Genomic DNA, 17,671 nt, shown 5'->3' with positions numbered 1-17,671 from the left:
GCAGATCGGCAACAACGTCACCCGCAATTTTCTGGTGGCCTTCGACGGCGCCATGCAACTGACTGGCATCAAGATCGATGCCAGCACCTGGCAGCATGACTTTACGGTGCGCCTTGCCGGCATCGATGAGCGCGAGCGTCTGAGCAATCGTGAGGTGTACGGCCGCGCCTGCTTTTTTGGTAATTCGCTGGCATTCGGGAAGGGCGAAAACGGTTTCCAGTTAGGTGCCGGCACTGCTTACATCGAAGGCATCCGGGTGTTCATGGAAAAGCCTGTGCCGTTATCGGGCGTTGCCGTTGGAACCGTGACACTCGACGTTTGCCTGGAGCGGCAATTAAGCGATCGGGTCGCGACGTGGAAAGTGGTTTTCGGACAGCAAGGTGACTACACCGACGCTGCCGGCGTTCGCCATTACTGCGTGCCGATCGCTTATTACGCATCTCCTACGGAGATTTACGACGCTCGTGAGCCTGAGCCGATCGCCGGTGCACTCATTAAACATTTGGCGGCGCGTAAAGGGGATTACGCGGAGTTGCGCGCCCGGGCAACGACCAAAGCAGACGTGGGATTGGGCAACTTACCCAACGCAATCAGCGACGATCCAGCAACCAACAGCAGCCAGATCGTGGCGTCGACCGCCGCCCTGAACAAGCTACAAAAGCAGGTCGGTGATTCGATGACTGGAATGGTGGCAGCGTTCGCCATGTCCTGGGCGCCGCAAGGGTGGCTGAAGTGCAACGGGGCGGCCGTGTCCCGTACCACATACGCACAACTCTTTGCCTGGCTTGGAACGCACTACGGCGCTGGCGACGGCTCCACCACGTTCAATTTGCCTGACATGCGCGGTTTGTTTCCGCGAGGTTGGGACGATGGGCGTGGTGTGGATCCCGGTCGGGGGTTCGGATCGTTTCAGGACATGGCGTTGCACTTGCACGCTCACACAGCCTCGGCCGCTGCAGTGGGTGATCACTTGCACACTGCTTGGACAGATGCGCAAGGCAACCACGTCCACAGCGCCTGGACTGATGCCCAAGGCAACCATGACCACGGGTTCCGAACGGTCGACAACGGCGCTGGCGTGAATGTTGGTTACCCGGCAGGCGGCAGTGTCTGGACGGAACTTGAAATCGGCGGCGGGAAGAATGCCGACGGGCGACCGATGCGAACCGACTACCAGGGCAACCACGCGCACAACGTCGGCATCGGTGCCGCCGGCCAGCATGCGCACAACGTTGGTGTCAGTGGCGGCGGTGCGCACACCCACGCCGTGACCGTTGCCGCCAATGGCGGTACCGAAACCCGGCCTAAAAACTTGGCCCTTCTTTTCTGCATCAAGTATTGAGATCGAGCATGACGGACAAAATCGTTTATCAGACCGACTATCTCGGCATCTTTATTGGTGCCGTGAGGGCTGAGGAATCACCACTGGAGCCAGGTGTTTACCTGATCCCTGGTGGCTGCGTGGAAGTCGCGCCACCAGCAGTTCCGGAGCATAAAGCCGCGTGGTGGAACGGCAAAGCTTGGCAGCTTGTGGACTTCTTCGGCGGCGTCGTGGTGTACAGCACCGACACTGGCGAGCCGCGAACATTGGAAGGGTTCGAAGCGGTACCAGCGGGTTTCACCATGAAGAAGCCTGGGCCTAATCAGGTCTGGAAGAAGGGCGAATGGGTTGATGACATCGACGCCGTGTTGGCTGCTCTGCGGGACAAGAAACTGCAAGCAATCGCTGCTGACTGCACGGCCTACATCGCCGGCGGCTTCAGTTCCAGCGCGTTGGGCGAACCATACCGCTACAGCAGCGCGATCGATGATCAGGTGAATTTAAACGGCCAAGTGCTGCTGGGGCTGGACGATGTTTATCCATGTTATGACGCTCATCAGTTAATGGCTTTCCTACCGCACACCATTGAACAATTGCAGAAAGTCAGCCTTGACCTGGTGCGCTTCCGGCAAGCGGCGCAGCAGCACGCCGAAACCTTGCGCCAATCTGTGGCAAAGGCGCTGAAAGACAAAAACCTCAAAGCCATGAAAGCCATCACCTGGACGCCGCTGGCATGACCTGGGCGCCGGTGACGATGCGCTGGCCAGAGCAGGCCACGCAGTGGATGGGTGGGCTGTCAGCGGCCAAGGATCTGGCCGGTGGCGAGCTGGCCAGCACCGCCCAGCGTTTGGCTGGCCTGAGTGGGCTGGCCAACACCAACCCGGGGCCGGTTGGTGATGCCGCCAAAAATGCGATCGCCGCCGGACGTGCAGCACTGGCGGAGCAGTTGGGCCAGGTGCCGGCCTGTCTGGTTGTGACGCCGTTTCAAAGCGGAGTTGGCCAGGGCGCAGGCTATCAGCGCTTTCTCTCAGCGCCCAACGCGCTGGAGCAACTCGCCAAGAAACTGGAAGACGCCAGCGACAGCGGGCGCCCGACCGGGCCGCAATACGCGCTGTCGATCCTGTTTCTGGGCACGCGCCTGGAACAGCTGGCCAGCAGCTTGGCGCGCTTCAATGCACTGCTGCCGATCCCTGACCTGGTGCGCACCGAGCGTCGGGCGCAACACCTGGTGAAACTGGAGAGCGAAAAGTGGGAGATGCCCACCGCCGGGCCGCTGCCGCGCTGGCAGGGTTTGCCGCTGGAGCGTTGCACGGTGATCAAGGCTGCCAAACAGTCCATGGCGGGGCAAATAGCCGTGTTGGAGGGCTATGCCGCTGACAGCTCGCCGCTGGCTGATCTGGCGGCGCTGGCAGCACGCAAGAGCGCGCAGCAGCGGGGACGGGATCAGCAATTGGCTGATCTGAAAGAGCTACTGGCTGGGGGAAACCCTGATGTCAGCATGCGCGCGCGGATGATCGGCCCGGGGACCGCCGGCGAATTGCGACGCGAACTGCTCGCCGGCGACGCCCCGGGCCACGAATGGATTCAATGCGCCGGCCTGTTGTTGGTCGGCAGTAAAGAAGGGCTGAGTTTCGTCCAGGAACTGGTGGGCCTATGACGCTCCTACTCGACGGGCAAAAAGTCCAGGGCAAGAACCTCAAGGTCACGGCCAACCTGCGAATCGAAAGCGGCGATATGTCCGGCCAGACCAGCAACACCGAAAAGGCTCACAAAGGCTTCAAGCCTAAGACGCTGGCAGTCTCACTGATGATTCCCTTTGTGGATAAAACTCAGCTGACGGATCTGTTGCGCATGGCTGAAGCCACCGCCGGCGGTGGTCAGTTGCATCTGTATCGGATCGTGAACGACACGGCCGAAACCTTCGGCGTGCGTCAGGTGGAGTTCTCCGACGGAGTCAGTGCGCGGGAAGCCGACACCCTGAAAGCCTGGCTTGTGCAATTCACCCTGAGCGAGCGCGAATCGAACCCGGAGAAAGTCGAAGGCCGGCGCGCCGGCAACAAGGTAGACGCTCAAGGCGCCCCGGGAAGCCCGGTCGGTGACGGCGGTGCCGGCAACGGAGAAGGAACCAGCGACAACCCCGCGCTGAGCGGCTTCGAAAAGGTGCTGGGACGTGTGGATAAGTGGCTGGGCGGGAGTGAGCAGACGTGAAACTGCACAAGATACTTTCCATCAACGGCGCCCCGATCGCTCTCATCAAGGAGGACGTCAGGCTGGACGCTACCAGCCCCGGCCGGGCGAACTTCACAGTTCAATCCCCTGTGCCGCTGAAAGGTCTGGTGACGCTGGACATCGGCTACAACGAAGGCACGTTGCAACGCCACTTCATCGGCTACGTCGAGCGCTGCACCGCCGCCAATGCGGTCGAGCAGGTGCTGTTCTGCCGGGAACTGGCGGCAGTGCTGGCCAACCCGTTGCCGTTGAACCTGCGTCATGTGGATCTGCGCGCCGTGTTGGCCAAGGTCAGCGAACAAACCGGGCTGCGCTTCCGCGTTCCGGATCAACCATACGCCAGCGTGAAGACGCCGTACTTCTACAGCCTCGCCGCCGGTTACCAGGCCATGGACAGTCTCGCCCGGGTATTCAGCATTCCTGACTTCACCTGGCACCAGCTGGGCAACGGTGAAGTGTTCGCCGGCAGTTGGGCCGACAGTTTTTTCGGCGCACGTGCGCCGCTGCAAATCCCCACGGAGCTGTTCGACGGCTACCAAGGCAACCAGAGCGCAATGGTCGCGGCCCTTCCCGGCGTGCGACCAGGTGCAACGATCAACAACGGCGAGCGCATCACCACGGTGATGCTGACCAATGACCAGATGGCTATCCGATGGAAGACGCAATCCGCCGCTCTGTAGAGCGCCAATTTCCCGAACTCACCGGTGGTTACCACCTGCCGCGTTTTGCCCGGGTTACCGCCGTGCCCGACGCGCCGGCGGACGCCGGCCTGTGCGACGACTTCCGTCCGCGCTACGCCGTGGATATTGTCGTACTTGGCCCGGATGACGAGCCAGATCCGGCCATGCCGCCGCTCACTGGCGTTCCTCTGCCGCTGCCCACCGGTGGCGAGGAAATGGGCATTTACGCCTTTCCGGAGGAAGGAACGCGGGTAGTGGTGTGCTTCGCCTACGGCCTGCCGAACAAACCCTACATTCAATCGATCTTGCCGCACGGCCTGAGCATGCCCAAGGTGCCGAAAGGTGATCAGGTGTGGCAGCACAGCGCCGCCGCCCAGCAGCGTGTCGACGCCGACGGCAATTGGCTACGCCAGACCGATGGAAAGATCCGGGATCAGGCGATCGAGCGCGAGGTTGAAGCCCTGGACAACCGCGAGCGGTTCCAAAGCCACTCCCGGGCGGTGGACGACCATTCGACCGAGACGGTGGGTGGTGTGAAAAAGATCGAGGCGCTGGGCGCGCTCAAGCTGATGTCAGGAGGATCCGCGAGCCTGGCGGCGGTGGGCGATCTGCACCAGGCGACCGGCCGGGATCTGAATCTGGTTGTGGGTCAGAAGCACAACGCCACGGTGGGCGGTGATATGCAGGAACGGATTGAGGGCTTACGCCGAAGCGTGGCCGGAGAAAGCCAAAGCCTAAAAGCACCAAAGAACTGGATCGGCTCTGAAAGCGTTAATCTGTTTGAGGTAGTGTGCGAAGTTTTGGATTTACTGCAAAAAATGAATTCTCAGCTTTCTTCACACACTCACATTCCTGGCCCCACTCCTGCTCCAGCAGATGCATCAGCGTTTATAGCCAAGTCTCAAGAGGCCTTGGCAATATTGTCAAAGGTGCGACCAATTACACTTTGACTCGGATGTCATTGCCGCTATTAGGCGCCACAGCATTTCTTGTGTTTTTTTCCTGACCCACATATGCAGCGCTCATTGCGACCTTGAGAAACCGGCTTGCGATTTTGAGACTGGACAAATTCGCTTACTACGACCTTACGTTGACTGAGGCTTGGAGTTTCAAAGAAATTGAACGGTTCATTCAACTCTCGATAGTGCGAGCGCAGCTTTTCCGTCCATATCTCGCAGGGCATGAGAATAAAGTCTTCGGCGACAGTATTTGAGTACTTCGGAGGCTCGACCCCGATCCCCACTATTTTCGTAAATCTTGGGAATTTGTTCTTGGCAGCGCCACATGCAATTTCTAAGATGGTTTGGCGCTTTTCCCTTATATCTGGCGCAAGCTTTAAGCTGTCTGGCACTTTTAACTGTAAGAACAGATACGCGGTTGTTGGCGCAATTGAAGGCATAAGAGTAACTTTTCTTCCGCCACCATCCATTTCCGGAAAAGTATCAATTGCTTTTATCATCCCCTCGGCAATGCTTCGACGCATAAAACGAGGTTCTTTCACCATTTCATAAATTGCGCTTGGCCCCCGCAGGAGATCCGCATTCCCCTTTAGCTTCCCGTCAAGGGAGTATTGGCACGTCCTCTGTATAAGCTCGTCCCACATGTAAGACACCACATTAGCCTTCTTTGTAGCAGCATAGGTGTCGGACTCGACGTATTCTTTCCACTCACCTTCCCCGACCATCACACCGCTAATTTCTTTATCATCCGTCCCGATAAAGTGGCGCTGATTTTCCTTGTCGAAGTTTCTGTAATAATGCGCCAGAAGATCTTCTTCACCACAATAACTAAGCATCCTTAGAGACTTTATAGCCGCTACTTTCTCATCTAGATAGTTAGCAAAATCGGTGACAGTGTCGAGTTCCCCAAGCACGATTTCAAGATTATGACTATCAAGAATATGAATCGGATTACTTTTATCCAATACGAGGGAGAATGGCTGAACTATTTCCGTGGGGATTGCTCCCACCATATCCGTATATGTAACTGCCAAACTTCCATAAATATTATGCGGAGAAGAGTTGACGCAAGCCTCCTTCGCGCCATGAGCTACGATTATTTTATGGAATATAGCTTTATCCAGCTTGATTTCAAGTGGAAATGGGCGGGTCTTTTTTCCATCTATAAAAATAGATCTTCCGCTTCTTATGTAACGTTCAGCACCGTGAGCGGTTCCTACTTGCTTATCTATGACCTTGGATTTCCAGCGATTCCATAGCACTAATGGATCTTTATCAGTCGTGTGAGGCAGAGCATTATTTCTGTCAAAAAAAATGAATACATGATCACCAAAAACAGCAATCAAATCACATAGTTCTTTTCCATCATCCTTGTACGGATTGGGGTAAGTCCATAATTTCAAAAAAGAGTTTTGGCAAAATTGCGATAGCAACCGTTCAGACTCAGTAACCCCACCCGTAATTGACACAGTAAAGACCCCTTTTCACCATGATTATTTGATTCTTGTCCAGAATGGCTGAAAGCCACTGACTCTGCACGTTTTTGCTTTCAACCTAATCGACACCACCATGACTGTGCATAAGCGCAACCGTCGATGTACTCGATACCGCTCAACACAAAGCCGGTTACTGCCATTCCTGCCAGAGTCGCATCAAGCAAAGGCGGGAGCGGATCGGGATCGAGGGGCATTCCTACCTCAACGCGGGCGACGTTGGCAGCACGCCCTAATTCATGACAGTTAGTAGAGTTGACCATGACGTTGCCCCGGATCGCCGGATAACGGCGCCGCTCTTTCGGATCGAGCGCGACACCACGTAAGCGCATAGGCGTGACAAGTACGTGCATGAGTTCTCCTACTCCTCAGCTTCGAGGTCGAGTAGGGATTCGACAGCGTACGCCAGAGCCGCGTCCGCTAACTCCAGCAAGTCACCTAGTTGGTCAGCATCGATCACATGGCCCTGGTGCAGTGCATACGCTTGCCTAAGCAATGCTTTGTGATGGGCACCCGGCATTGCGAGCAGCGCCACCTCATCGCGCAGCATAAGCCGCCACTGCTCTACTCCGGACGCTGCCGGGATAACGGTTCCCGCAGACTCTCTATTCATGAACCCTGCCTACCCCATCGATTTACTGTATATGCAAACAGTATAACTAGAGACGTGCGCCCCCACATCAGCACGGCGACTGACGGCATTGGCGTAACCGCGACTGCCGGTGACTGCCTCCGGAAAATTCTCTCGCTCAGAAAAAAACAGCTGAAAAAGCACTTATCCCCCTCCCGCCGACGGGGTTCGTGTCATTTTTTTTTGAAAGCGTCGTGGGAGTGCAATTGAATCGCTAACCCATGCGGGCTATGGGCTTCAGCTGGCTATGGTCAATTTCACATGATGCAAAGTATTGAAAAGGAATGCAGAGACATTGCGCATCTACTCGGAAAACGTCTTTTCACCCCGCCCGCCGATAGCACCTTATTTCATTGGATGAAAACCACAAAAAACCGGGATTTTGGCGTTATTTTTAAATCAGAACTGATAAGAAAATCGGCTAAAAACCCTAAATCGTTTGGACTTCAAAGGAAGCCCGCCCCCCCGGCGGATCAAGGGGTGCGGGATGATGCGTAGTGTTTCAGCCGCTGAACTTGATTTCAGAGAGATTTACTTCGTGTTAACCCGAGACTCAAGCCTTTCGGAAGATTCTCAACGGAGATCAGCGCTAGGTTGTCGGTAATAATTCGATCATCGTCAAGCAAAGCAAAGGAGGGAACCCACAATAGCGCCTCTTTATCGAACTCATAAACCAACTGCCGACAAACCATTCCTCGATCTCTTAGTCTGGAGGTTAAGCGCGCCGCTTGACCCGCAGCACCCGCTGAAGCATCTAGCGCAGCATGAAGCTTTTTGACGTCGGTCCCCCTGTACAAGAATGAAATCTGACACCCCTCGTAGAACGAGTGGAAGTCAAGGATGGGGCTACGTCGCTCAGCAGCTCGACTGAGCAGGCGCTTTAACCACGCATGAATTCCTGCATATGAGGCTTTCCCCGCTTCAGAGGCAAATGCCTTCACGAAGGGGTTCCAGACAAGAATTACGTACGGGATACCGATTCTGATTAATTCTTGCAGGGAATCAGCGGCGTTATGAGAAAGCTCACCGCACTCAATCTTGACAGGCGAGTCGTTGGCAACCTGGTCCAACCACTCTTTTTCAACCTCTCTTGGGTCCGTTGCGATCTCAAGCCACATATCATCAGGTAGCGGAGGAAGCGTCTCTGGCGGTGGCACCAACGCTCGCTCATCAAGACCCAAATCACCAAAATTGAGCACATCCCCGCCCGCGTAGTACCCGATTAGCGCGGCAACAAATTTTTGACCATCTTCGCTTTCGAACGACTCGCTTTCCAAAACTTTTCCCTTGGGAAGCCCAGGGTCGTGGTTATGAAGAAGGGTGAAGGGATTGCTGTTGACCTGTGCGACCAGCCTCGCCGGATCAACGTCGACCTGTAACTCCCCATGCTCGTTGCGAGAGTCAGTCCAAATAATGGCGCGTACAATTTCGCCAAATTTCCCCGGAGCGTGGCGCAGCTCGGCTTCTTCCGCCCATCTGAGGGCGGCAGGCGTATCTTGTAAAAGGTCAGACATGGGTGACTCCGCCGGTGGTTTATAGTCGATTGGTCAAGATAGACCGTGATGGCCATGATCCTAGATTTCTTTCCACTCACACCAGCGAAGAGCGAGCGAGCGCTTCCACAGGAACAGGCTAAAGCGCGAGATTTCTCCGTCCAACATCCGTCCAATTCAGCCATATTTTTATTCGGCACATATGTACAGGAATCGCAGACATGTCCCGACTTTTAAGGCTTTACCCAATGAAATCGACGCTCCAACTCGGGCTCATAATCCTTTGGTCCACGGTTCAAGTCCGTGTGGGCCCACCAAATTGAAAGCCGCGCTAAATGCGCGGCTTTTTCTTGAGCGCTGGATCAGGGTTCAAAGTCTTGGCGAGCGCAATGTTCGGAAGCGCATTGTTAGGAATACAACCGCAAGATCTGTAGGAATGTTCCCAAACTATGTTTTCTCCCTTCTCCGCGCGTTGTTGACCGTTTCTCCAGACGAGTAATCTCCGGACGCCACCGCCCGTCCAGGATTGTTTTTATGCTCGTGAATGCTGCGCCACTGATAAAGGAAGCAGCCGACCAACCAACCTGGATCAACCTTGCCTTACCTGATCTGAGAACGTTATCGAGAGAACTTCGGTCAGCGGCAATCGACGAGATAAAAAGGGCTGACAACGCAGAAGACGCCCTCAAAATCCTTCTGGATCACTTTGGGTTCGTCGACGAGTCCGTACTGACCGTTACTATCCTCACACCCATTGGGAGGGTGGCAGTCATGAGAGACAAACTGGCTCATATCGTTGAGAAACGTCCAGACTCCCGAGAACGCTATGTTCGACATGCCATCGATACGCTCGCGGGACCTTTCGAAGTCTGGAAAGTCCTTTACGATAATGGCGGTTACCGAATGGCTTTCATCAATGCCTATGAGGCAAAAAATGACATGCTTGTCGTGGTCGATGTGCGAAACGGGCATGTCCTCTGGAACTTTATGCACGCACCGGCCAGAGCGATGAACAAACACCGCCAAGGCGAGCTTTTGTACAAGCGGTACATTCTTGAAGACAAAGAAAAGGGCAGCCATTTGGCTGCCCTTGATGTTTGAATCCTGATATTTGCATCCTCAGGAAATGGGATGAAGAGGTCTCACCTTACACCGATGTTGCAGCATCGCTGAGGTACCTACGTCCGCTAATGCCCTGCAAGGCAGCAGATTTCGCGCTCTTGCTGGCATTCTTGATAAATAGGTCAGGTAAGTCAAATCAAATATCCGATGTTTTGTTTCAGCGCAACGATAGCGTCGACGCTTGGGTGAACCGCTCCGACATCACCCGCAACGTGTCGCTCGTAGTGCCTGTAACATGCACAACTCATCGCCCCCACACACCATGGAGCCGCCCCCTTGCCCGACACCCGCCCGCCCGTGCTCGATGAAATCGACCGTCAACTAATCGCCGCCCTGCAGATCAACGCCCGCGAAAGCGTGGCCATGCTCGCCCGGCAATTGGGCATTGCGCGCACCACCGTGACGTCACGTCTGGCGCGGCTGGAAAAGGCTAAAGTGATCACCGGTTATGGCGTACGTCTCGGCCAGCGAGTGGTCGACGGTGGCTTGCAGGCCTATGTCGGGATCAAGGTGCAGCCGCGTTCCGGTAAAGAAGTTCTACGCCGGTTAAGTGCAATGGCGCAGGTGCAGCAGTTGTGTGCGGTGAGTGGGGAGTTTGACTATGTCGCTTGGTTGCGCACGGATTCGCCGGAGCAACTGGATCAGTTGCTGGATCAGATTGGCAGCGTGGACGGGGTGGAGAAGACCACGACGTCGATCATTTTGAGTAGCAAGATTGATCGGGGGCAGCCGGTTTAAGGTTTTGATCGAGCTTCTCGGGTGAATTTCAGAACCTCTTCGCGAGCAGGCTCGCTCCCACATCTTGGTCGGTGTGCAGGCGCTGCTCGTCATATTGTTCGCGAATCTGGCAAAACGACGACACTTTGCGTCTTATTAACGTGTTCTACGCTCCCTAGAATGGCTGGCATCTTTTCCTATACTCAGACGCGCATCCCGCGTCGGGTCGCCAGCAAGGTCAGCCATGAACAAGAACAATCGCCATCCTGCAGACGGTAAGAAACCAGTCACCATTTTCGGCCCGGACTTTCCGTTCGCGTTTGACGACTGGATCGAACACCCGGCCGGCCTCGGCACAATTCCTGAGCACAACCACGGCGCTGAAGTGGCGATCGTCGGCGCTGGCATCGCCGGTCTGGTGGCCGCTTACGAACTGATGAAGCTCGGTCTGAAACCGGTGGTTTACGAGGCTTCGAAGCTCGGTGGCCGTCTGCGTTCGCAAGCCTTCAATGGCACTGATGGCATCGTCGCTGAACTCGGCGGCATGCGTTTCCCGGTGTCCTCCACCGCGTTCTATCACTACGTCGACAAGCTCGGTCTTGAGACCAAGCCATTCCCGAACCCGCTGACGCCGGCCTCCGGCAGCACCGTAATCGATCTGGAAGGCAAAACCCACTACGCACAGAAACTGGCGGATCTTCCTGCGCTGTTCCAGGAAGTGGCTGACGCTTGGGCGGATGCCCTGGAAGCGGGCTCGCAGTTCGCCGATATCCAGCAAGCCATTCGCAACCGCGACGTGCCGCGTCTGAAGGAGCTGTGGAATACCTTGGTGCCGCTGTGGGACGACCGCACCTTCTATGACTTCGTCGCCACCTCCGAGGCCTTCGCCAAACTCTCGTTTCATCACCGCGAAGTGTTTGGTCAGGTGGGGTTCGGTACCGGCGGCTGGGATTCGGACTTCCCTAACTCGATGCTGGAAATCTTCCGTGTGGTGATGACCAACTGCGACGACCATCAACATCTGGTGGTCGGCGGCGTCGAGCAAGTGCCGCAAGGCATCTGGCGGCATGTGCCGGAGCGTTGTGTGCACTGGCCAGCAGGCACCAGCCTGAAATCCCTGCACCGTGGCGCGCCGCGTTCCGGCGTGAAGAAAATTGCCCACGCAGCGGATGGCCGTTTCGCCGTCACCGACAACAATGGCGACACCCGCGAATACGCCGCCGTGCTGACCACGTGCCAGAGCTGGCTGTTGACCACGCAGATCGAATGCGACGAAACCCTGTTCTCACAGAAAATGTGGATGGCGCTCGACCGCACCCGCTACATGCAGTCGTCGAAGACTTTCGTGATGGTCGACCGGCCGTTCTGGAAGGACAAGGACCCGGAAACCGGTCGCGACCTGATGAGCATGACCCTCACTGATCGCCTGACCCGTGGCACCTATCTGTTCGACAATGGCGACGACAAGCCGGGCGTGATCTGCCTGTCTTACTCGTGGATGAGCGATGCATTGAAAATGCTGCCGCATCCGGTGGAAAAACGCGTTGAGCTGGCGTTGAACGCGTTGAAAAAGATCTACCCGAAAGTCGACATCGCCGCACGGATCATTGGCGACCCGATCACTGTGTCGTGGGAGGCCGATCCGCACTTCCTCGGCGCCTTCAAAGGTGCCCTGCCCGGCCACTACCGTTACAACCAGCGCATGTACGCGCACTTCATGCAAGACGAGATGCCAGCCGAGCAGCGCGGGATTTTCATCGCCGGCGACGACGTTTCGTGGACCCCGGCATGGGTCGAAGGCGCCGTGCAAACGTCGCTCAACGCGGTGTGGGGAATCATGAAGCATTTCGGCGGTTCGACACATAAAGCGAACCCGGGCCCGGGTGATGTGTTCAAAGACATCGGCCCTATCGCCCTGCCCGAGTAAGAGGAATCCCTGATGCGTGTAGCCCTTTACCAATGTCCACCGCTGCCACTGGACCCCGCCGCCAACCTGCAACGCCTGCATCAACTGGCGATGGAGGCCAAGGGCGCTGACTTGCTGGTGCTGCCGGAGATGTTCATGACCGGCTACAACATCGGCGCGGATGCGGTCAGCACATTGGCCGAGGTCTACAACGGTGAATGGGCGCAACAGATCGGCCGGATCGCCAAGGCTGCGGCTCTGGCGATTGCTTACGGTTATCCGGAGCGCACCGCCGACGGGCAGATTTACAACGCGGTGCAGTTGATTGATTCAAACGGTGAGCGCCTGTGCAATTACCGCAAGACGCATCTGTTTGGTGATCTGGATCGCTCGATGTTCAGCCCCGGTAATGATGATTTCCCCATCGTCGAACTCAACGGCTGGAAGCTCGGTTTCCTGATCTGCTACGACCTGGAGTTCCCGGAAAACACCCGACGCCTGGCGCTCGCCGGCGCCGAGCTGATTCTGGTGCCGACAGCGAACATGATTCCGTTCGATTTCGTCGCCGACGTCACCGTGCGTTCGCGCGCCTTCGAAAACCAGTGCTACGTGGCCTACGCCAACTATTGCGGCAGCGAAGGCGAGATCCATTATTGCGGGCAAAGCAGCCTCGCCGCGCCGGACGGCAGCCGTATCGCCCAGGCCGGACTGGACGAAGCACTGATCATCGGTGAGCTCGATCGACAGTTGATGCTCGACTCCCGTGCCGCCAATCGCTACCTCAGCGACCGCCGCCCGGAGCTTTACGGCGCGCTGAACAAGCGCTAATCCGCTAGCATTGGCACTTCACTGTTCTGGAAGTGCCCATGCCTGCGCCGACTCATCCTCGCCCTCTCACCGAAACCCTGGCCAATGGCTTGCGCGTGACCCTGCGTCATGTGCCTGGTCTGAAGCGCAGCGCCGCTGCCTTGCGGGTGTCTGCCGGTAGCCATGACGTGCCATTGGCGTGGCCGGGACTGGCGCATTTTCTCGAGCATTTGCTGTTTCTCGGCACCGAGCGTTTCCCGGCGAATGAAGGGCTGATGGCTTACGTGCAAGGTCACGGTGGCCAGGTGAATGCCAGCACCCGTGAACGAACCACTGATTTTTTCTTTGAATTGCCGACGCACTCGTTCAGCGCCGGGCTGGAGCGTTTGTCAGACATGCTCGCCAAGCCGCGTATGAATCTGGACGATCAGTTGCGCGAACGCGAAGTGTTGCAGGCGGAGTTTGTCGCTTGGTCGCAGGATCCTGCAGCGCAGCAGCAGTTTTCCTTGTACGAAGGTTTACCGGCAGAGCACCCGTTGCGGGGGTTTCATGCGGGGAATCGGGACAGCTTGCAAGTCGAGCAACCAGCGTTTCAACAAGCGTTGAAAGATTTCCATCGGAAGTTTTATCGGACCGGGCAAATGACCCTGAGTCTGGTGGGGCCGCAGAGTCTTGAAGAACTAAAGGCACTGGCTGAACAATTTGCGGCGGATTTGCCAGCTGGGGATAACGCTGCGCAGGCGGCATCCGTGGCGCTGGCGGTGAAAAGTTATCAACAGGCCGGTGAACGATGCGGCAATCTGATATTTGCTTTCGATGCCTTACCAGGGTCGTCTGTCGAGGCTTTGGCGTTTCTCTGCCATTGGCTGAACAGCGCCAAACCCGGCGGGTTACTGGCGTATTTGCAGCAGCAGAATCTGGCTGATGGAGTGAACGCCATGGCGGTTTATCACTTTGCCGGGCAAGCGTTGCTGCATCTGCAATTCAGCGCGTCATCCGAGTCGTTAATTGTCATTCGCGAACACCTGCTCGATTGGCTGAGTTTCTTTGCTCGCCAGGATTGGGCGCCACTGCGCAAAGAATACTCAGCTCTGCTACAGCGCCAGCAGCAAGTCTGCGGTGCGCTGCAACTGGCGCGGCTCGATAGTGAAGCACTGGAAGACGGGTTGTCTGACTCCGGCGTTAAAGCCCTTACACAGATTCTCGGCGAAATCGGCACTGTGGATAACTTCAGCGATCACTGGAGCCTGCCTGCGGCCAACCCTTTTCTGCGAGCCAGCGAACCGTTGGCGAACGCCGGACTGATTCGCGGCCAGACCAGCGCCCACCGAGGCCTGCGTACGTTCGCTCAGGATCGTTCACGCGGCCGTCGCGAACGCTCGCCGATGCAGTTCAGTCAGGCGTTGCCGGACAGCACTGACGAAGGCTCGATTTATCTGCGTTGGCAGGTGGAGGGCGCAGTCAGCGCGGATCTGCAATCACGCTTGCAACACAGCCTTCGGCAAACTCAGCAAGACGCCCGTGAGGCCGGGGTCGACCTGTCTTTCAGCGTCGCTGGCAATCAATGGCTGCTGAAGCTCAGCGGCCTGCAAGAGCCAATGCCCAGCGTCCTTGAGGATGCGCTGAAAAGTCTGACGCAAGTTGACGCAGATTCGCCGCGCAGTGAACCAGAAACGCCACTGATCCCGATTCGCCAATTGCTGAAAGCACTGCCGGAACATCTTCTGCAATCAAGCAAGACCGGCGGCGACGCCCAACGCCTGTGGACAACTTCGCGCTGGGACGGCCTCGCTCTGGGGCTTAACCAGCAGACGCAATCCGCCATGGGCCTGGCCCTGAGCCGTATTCCCGGGATCCCGGACAATCAGTTGCCAGCGCCCGCTGCGATCACCGCGCAAAAACATTGGCGCCACATCGATACCGCCTCCAGCGAACATGCCTTGCTGTTGTGCTGCCCGACCGCCAGCCGCGAGATCGCCGACGAAGCCGCATGGCGACTGCTCGCGCAGTTCTGCCAGACGCCTTTCTACCAGCGCCTGCGCGTCGAATTGCAATTGGGCTACGCGGTGTTCAGCTCACTGCGGCAAATTCACGGGCAAGCGGCCATGCTGTTTGGCGTGCAATCCCCGAGTAGCACACCTGTGGAACTGCTCGGCCACATTAAGCAGTTCTTCGAAAGCCTGCCAATGCTGGTCGAAAAGATTGATGAGTCGAGCTTCGAGCAACAGCGCCAAAGCCTCGCCGATCAATTCGACGACGCCAATCTGTCCAGTACAGAAGCTGCCGAACAGCTCTGGCAGGCCAAGCTTGCAGGCCACTCGTCGGATTATCTTGAGCAGTTGGTTACTGCCATCCGACAACTGGATCGCCAGACATTACTCGCGGCGGCTCGGCGTTTATTCAACGCCGACGGCGGCTGGCTCTGCCTCGCCAGCGATCCGGAGCCCAAAACCCCATGGCAACCGGCAAATTGATCATTACCAAGGCTGCAAGGAGCTTTCTCAAAGATTCACGGGCATTTACCCGGAAATTTTGAGTAACATAGCAGCCTAACTATTTGGAACATCTTTGCGCTGCCGTGGACTATACCTATGGACAGCGCTATCCCACCCACCCTGAAGGAGACACCCATGTCCTGGACAAAACCGGCTTACACCGACCTGCGTATCGGCTTCGAAGTCACCATGTACTTCGCCAGCCGCTGAGTTCTGCTTACGTAGAATTGCAGTGCAACGCCTCGGCTCGCCGGGGCGTTTTATTTTCCGCGTTGAAATGATGGAGTGTTCATGTTCGTCCAGATTCTGGGTTCGGCCGCTGGCGGCGGTTTTCCGCAGTGGAACTGCAACTGCGTCAACTGCGCAGGCTTTCGCGATGGCAGCCTGAATGCCAAGGCCCGCACCCAATCGTCGATCGCGATCTCCGATGACGGCGTGAACTGGGTGCTGTGCAACGCCTCGCCGGACATTCGCGCGCAGTTGCAAAGCTTCGCCCCGATGCAACCGGGCCGCGCCCTGCGTGACACCGGCATCAGCGCGATCATCCTGATGGACAGCCAGATCGACCACACCACCGGCCTGCTCAGCCTGCGCGAAGGCTGCCCGCATCAGGTCTGGTGCACGGACATGGTTCACGAAGACCTCAGCACCGGTTTTCCGCTGTTCAAGATGCTCACGCACTGGAACGGCGGGCTGGACTGGAACCGCATCGAACTCGACCAGAGTTTCACCGTGGCCGCTTGCCCGAACCTGCGCTTCCCCCCGCTGCCATTGCGCAGCGCCGCGCCGCCGTACTCGCCGCACCGCTTCGATCCGCACCCGGGCGACAACATCGGTTTGATCGTTGAAGACCTGAAGACTGGCGGCAAACTGTTTTATGCGCCGGGGCTGGGCAAGGTCGATGCGCCGTTGCTGGAGATCATGGCCGGCAGCGATTGCTTGTTGGTCGACGGCACGATGTGGGATGACGATGAGATGCAGCGCCGTGGCGTTGGCACTCGCACCGGTCGCGAGATGGGCCATCTGGCACAGAACGGGCCTGGCGGCATGCTGGAAGTGCTGGAGCAGTTGCCTGAGCAGCGCAAAGTGCTTATCCACATCAACAACACCAACCCGATTCTCGACGAAGATTCGCCGGAGCGTGCCGAAGTGGCCCGGCGTAATGTTGAAGTGGCGTTCGATGGCATGAGTATTGTGCTGTAGCGACCGACCTCTTCGCGAGCAAGCTCGCTCCCACACTGGATCTGTGGCGTTCACAAACCCTGTGGGAGCGAGCTTGCTCGCGAAGGCGTCCGAATAGACCCCCAGGAATCCAACGGTTGTTCCCCGGAGAACCGCAATGACCGACACCCCGCTGTCCCCCACCGAATTCGAAGCGGCCCTGCGCGCCAAAGGCGCCTACTACCACATCCACCACCCCTACCACGTGGCGATGTACCAAGGCCGCGCCACTCGCGAACAGATTCAGGGTTGGGTCGCCAATCGCTTCTACTATCAGGTGAACATCCCCCTGAAAGACGCGGCGATCCTCGCCAATTGCCCGGACCGGGAAATCCGTCGTGAGTGGATTCAGCGTCTGCTCGACCATGACGGCGCTCCCGGTGAAGACGGTGGCATCGAAGCCTGGCTGCGTCTCGGTCAAGCGGTCGGTCTCGATCCGGATCAACTGCGTTCCCAGGAACTGGTGCTGCCCGGCGTGCGTTTCGCCGTCGACGCCTACGTCAACTTCGCCCGTCGCGCGAGCTGGCAGGAAGCCGCCAGCAGCTCGCTGACTGAACTGTTCGCGCCGCAGATCCACCAGTCGCGCCTCGATAGTTG

Annotated in this window: 17 protein-coding genes; 14 read left to right on the top strand and 3 right to left on the bottom strand. The window is 57.3% G+C overall.

The window, feature by feature from the left end; genetic code table 11:
- From ACWR1S_RS29305 to ACWR1S_RS29280, 6 genes are all read left to right on the top strand, one after another.
- The coding region (locus ACWR1S_RS29305) for a tail fiber protein (RefSeq protein ID WP_454565948.1) at positions 1-1,342 on the top strand (1,342 nt) is incomplete at its 5' end.
- 8 nt (positions 1,343-1,350) lie between these two features.
- Positions 1,351-2,058, top strand: coding sequence for a DUF4376 domain-containing protein (locus tag ACWR1S_RS29300; protein ID WP_454565947.1), 708 nt, complete (start codon positions 1,351-1,353; stop codon positions 2,056-2,058).
- The gene (locus ACWR1S_RS29295; RefSeq protein ID WP_454565946.1) at positions 2,055-2,978 is read left to right on the top strand and encodes a hypothetical protein; all 924 of its coding nucleotides are present in this window, start codon (positions 2,055-2,057) and stop codon (positions 2,976-2,978) included. Before ACWR1S_RS29300 ends, ACWR1S_RS29295 begins: the two co-directional genes overlap by 4 nt.
- Positions 2,975-3,529, top strand: coding sequence for a baseplate complex protein (locus ACWR1S_RS29290; protein ID WP_454565945.1), 555 nt, complete (start codon positions 2,975-2,977; stop codon positions 3,527-3,529). Before ACWR1S_RS29295 ends, ACWR1S_RS29290 begins: the two co-directional genes overlap by 4 nt.
- Positions 3,526-4,230, top strand: a complete 705-nt coding sequence (locus ACWR1S_RS29285; protein WP_454565944.1) for a hypothetical protein — start codon at positions 3,526-3,528, stop codon at positions 4,228-4,230. The genes ACWR1S_RS29290 and ACWR1S_RS29285 overlap by 4 nt, the downstream gene beginning before the upstream one ends.
- Positions 4,203-5,180 carry a hypothetical protein gene (locus tag ACWR1S_RS29280; protein ID WP_454565943.1) on the top strand — a complete coding sequence of 326 codons (978 nt, stop codon included), beginning with the start codon at positions 4,203-4,205 and terminating at the stop codon, positions 5,178-5,180. The genes ACWR1S_RS29285 and ACWR1S_RS29280 overlap by 28 nt, the downstream gene beginning before the upstream one ends.
- 20 nt (positions 5,181-5,200) lie before the next feature.
- Here ACWR1S_RS29280 and ACWR1S_RS29275 read toward each other — a convergent pair whose 3' ends face one another.
- The 3 genes from ACWR1S_RS29275 to ACWR1S_RS29265 form a co-directional block, all read right to left on the bottom strand.
- On the bottom strand, positions 5,201-6,658 hold the full coding sequence (locus ACWR1S_RS29275; RefSeq protein ID WP_454565942.1) for a YecA family protein: 1,458 nt from the start codon (positions 6,656-6,658) through the stop codon (positions 5,201-5,203).
- A gap of 80 nt (positions 6,659-6,738) precedes the next feature.
- Entirely contained in the window at positions 6,739-7,035 is a 297-nt protein-coding gene (locus ACWR1S_RS29270) for a hypothetical protein (protein WP_454565941.1), read from the bottom strand.
- A 799-nt stretch (positions 7,036-7,834) separates the two neighbouring features.
- A complete protein-coding gene (locus tag ACWR1S_RS29265; RefSeq protein WP_454565940.1) occupies positions 7,835-8,827 on the bottom strand; it encodes a hypothetical protein in 993 nt (330 codons plus the stop codon).
- A gap of 513 nt (positions 8,828-9,340) precedes the next feature.
- Here ACWR1S_RS29265 and ACWR1S_RS29260 point away from each other — a divergent pair.
- The 8 genes from ACWR1S_RS29260 to pqqC all read left to right on the top strand — a co-directional run.
- Positions 9,341-9,907: a PBECR2 nuclease fold domain-containing protein gene (locus ACWR1S_RS29260; RefSeq protein ID WP_454565939.1), complete on the top strand. Its 567-nt coding sequence runs from the start codon at positions 9,341-9,343 to the stop codon at positions 9,905-9,907.
- Between the two features lie 297 nt (positions 9,908-10,204).
- The gene (locus ACWR1S_RS29255) at positions 10,205-10,666 is read left to right on the top strand and encodes an Lrp/AsnC family transcriptional regulator (protein WP_134178013.1); all 462 of its coding nucleotides are present in this window, start codon (positions 10,205-10,207) and stop codon (positions 10,664-10,666) included.
- 223 nt (positions 10,667-10,889) lie between these two features.
- A complete protein-coding gene (locus ACWR1S_RS29250) occupies positions 10,890-12,572 on the top strand; it encodes a flavin monoamine oxidase family protein (protein WP_454565938.1) in 1,683 nt (560 codons plus the stop codon).
- A 12-nt stretch (positions 12,573-12,584) separates the two neighbouring features.
- Positions 12,585-13,379, top strand: coding sequence for a carbon-nitrogen hydrolase family protein (locus ACWR1S_RS29245; protein WP_454565937.1), 795 nt, complete (start codon positions 12,585-12,587; stop codon positions 13,377-13,379).
- Positions 13,380-13,417: 38 nt separating this feature from the next.
- A complete protein-coding gene (gene pqqF, locus ACWR1S_RS29240; protein WP_454565936.1) occupies positions 13,418-15,832 on the top strand; it encodes a pyrroloquinoline quinone biosynthesis protein PqqF in 2,415 nt (804 codons plus the stop codon).
- 156 nt (positions 15,833-15,988) lie between these two features.
- Complete coding sequence (gene pqqA, locus ACWR1S_RS29235) at positions 15,989-16,063, top strand: pyrroloquinoline quinone precursor peptide PqqA (protein ID WP_003422658.1); 75 nt, start codon at positions 15,989-15,991, stop codon at positions 16,061-16,063.
- Between the two features lie 81 nt (positions 16,064-16,144).
- Entirely contained in the window at positions 16,145-17,056 is a 912-nt protein-coding gene (gene pqqB / locus ACWR1S_RS29230) for a pyrroloquinoline quinone biosynthesis protein PqqB (RefSeq protein WP_454565935.1), read from the top strand.
- A 136-nt stretch (positions 17,057-17,192) separates the two neighbouring features.
- On the top strand, positions 17,193-17,671 hold a 479-nt coding region (gene pqqC, locus ACWR1S_RS29225; RefSeq protein WP_454565934.1), incomplete at its 3' end, for a pyrroloquinoline-quinone synthase PqqC.

This window comes from Pseudomonas sp. AIG (assembly GCF_977020205.1).
This window is presented reverse-complemented; position numbering and strand designations above follow the sequence as displayed.

Coding starts and splice junctions, on each gene's coding strand:
- ACWR1S_RS29290 (WP_454565945.1), top strand. CDS start 2,975: ATGACGCTCCTACTCGACGGGCAAAAAGTCCAGGGCAAGAACCTCAAG.
- pqqF (WP_454565936.1), top strand. CDS start 13,418: ATGCCTGCGCCGACTCATCCTCGCCCTCTCACCGAAACCCTGGCCAAT.
- ACWR1S_RS29250 (WP_454565938.1), top strand. CDS start 10,890: ATGAACAAGAACAATCGCCATCCTGCAGACGGTAAGAAACCAGTCACC.
- ACWR1S_RS29265 (WP_454565940.1), bottom strand. CDS start 8,827: ATGTCTGACCTTTTACAAGATACGCCTGCCGCCCTCAGATGGGCGGAA.
- ACWR1S_RS29260 (WP_454565939.1), top strand. CDS start 9,341: ATGCTCGTGAATGCTGCGCCACTGATAAAGGAAGCAGCCGACCAACCA.
- ACWR1S_RS29280 (WP_454565943.1), top strand. CDS start 4,203: ATGGAAGACGCAATCCGCCGCTCTGTAGAGCGCCAATTTCCCGAACTC.
- pqqB (WP_454565935.1), top strand. CDS start 16,145: ATGTTCGTCCAGATTCTGGGTTCGGCCGCTGGCGGCGGTTTTCCGCAG.
- ACWR1S_RS29300 (WP_454565947.1), top strand. CDS start 1,351: ATGACGGACAAAATCGTTTATCAGACCGACTATCTCGGCATCTTTATT.
- ACWR1S_RS29270 (WP_454565941.1), bottom strand. CDS start 7,035: ATGCACGTACTTGTCACGCCTATGCGCTTACGTGGTGTCGCGCTCGAT.
- ACWR1S_RS29245 (WP_454565937.1), top strand. CDS start 12,585: ATGCGTGTAGCCCTTTACCAATGTCCACCGCTGCCACTGGACCCCGCC.
- ACWR1S_RS29295 (WP_454565946.1), top strand. CDS start 2,055: ATGACCTGGGCGCCGGTGACGATGCGCTGGCCAGAGCAGGCCACGCAG.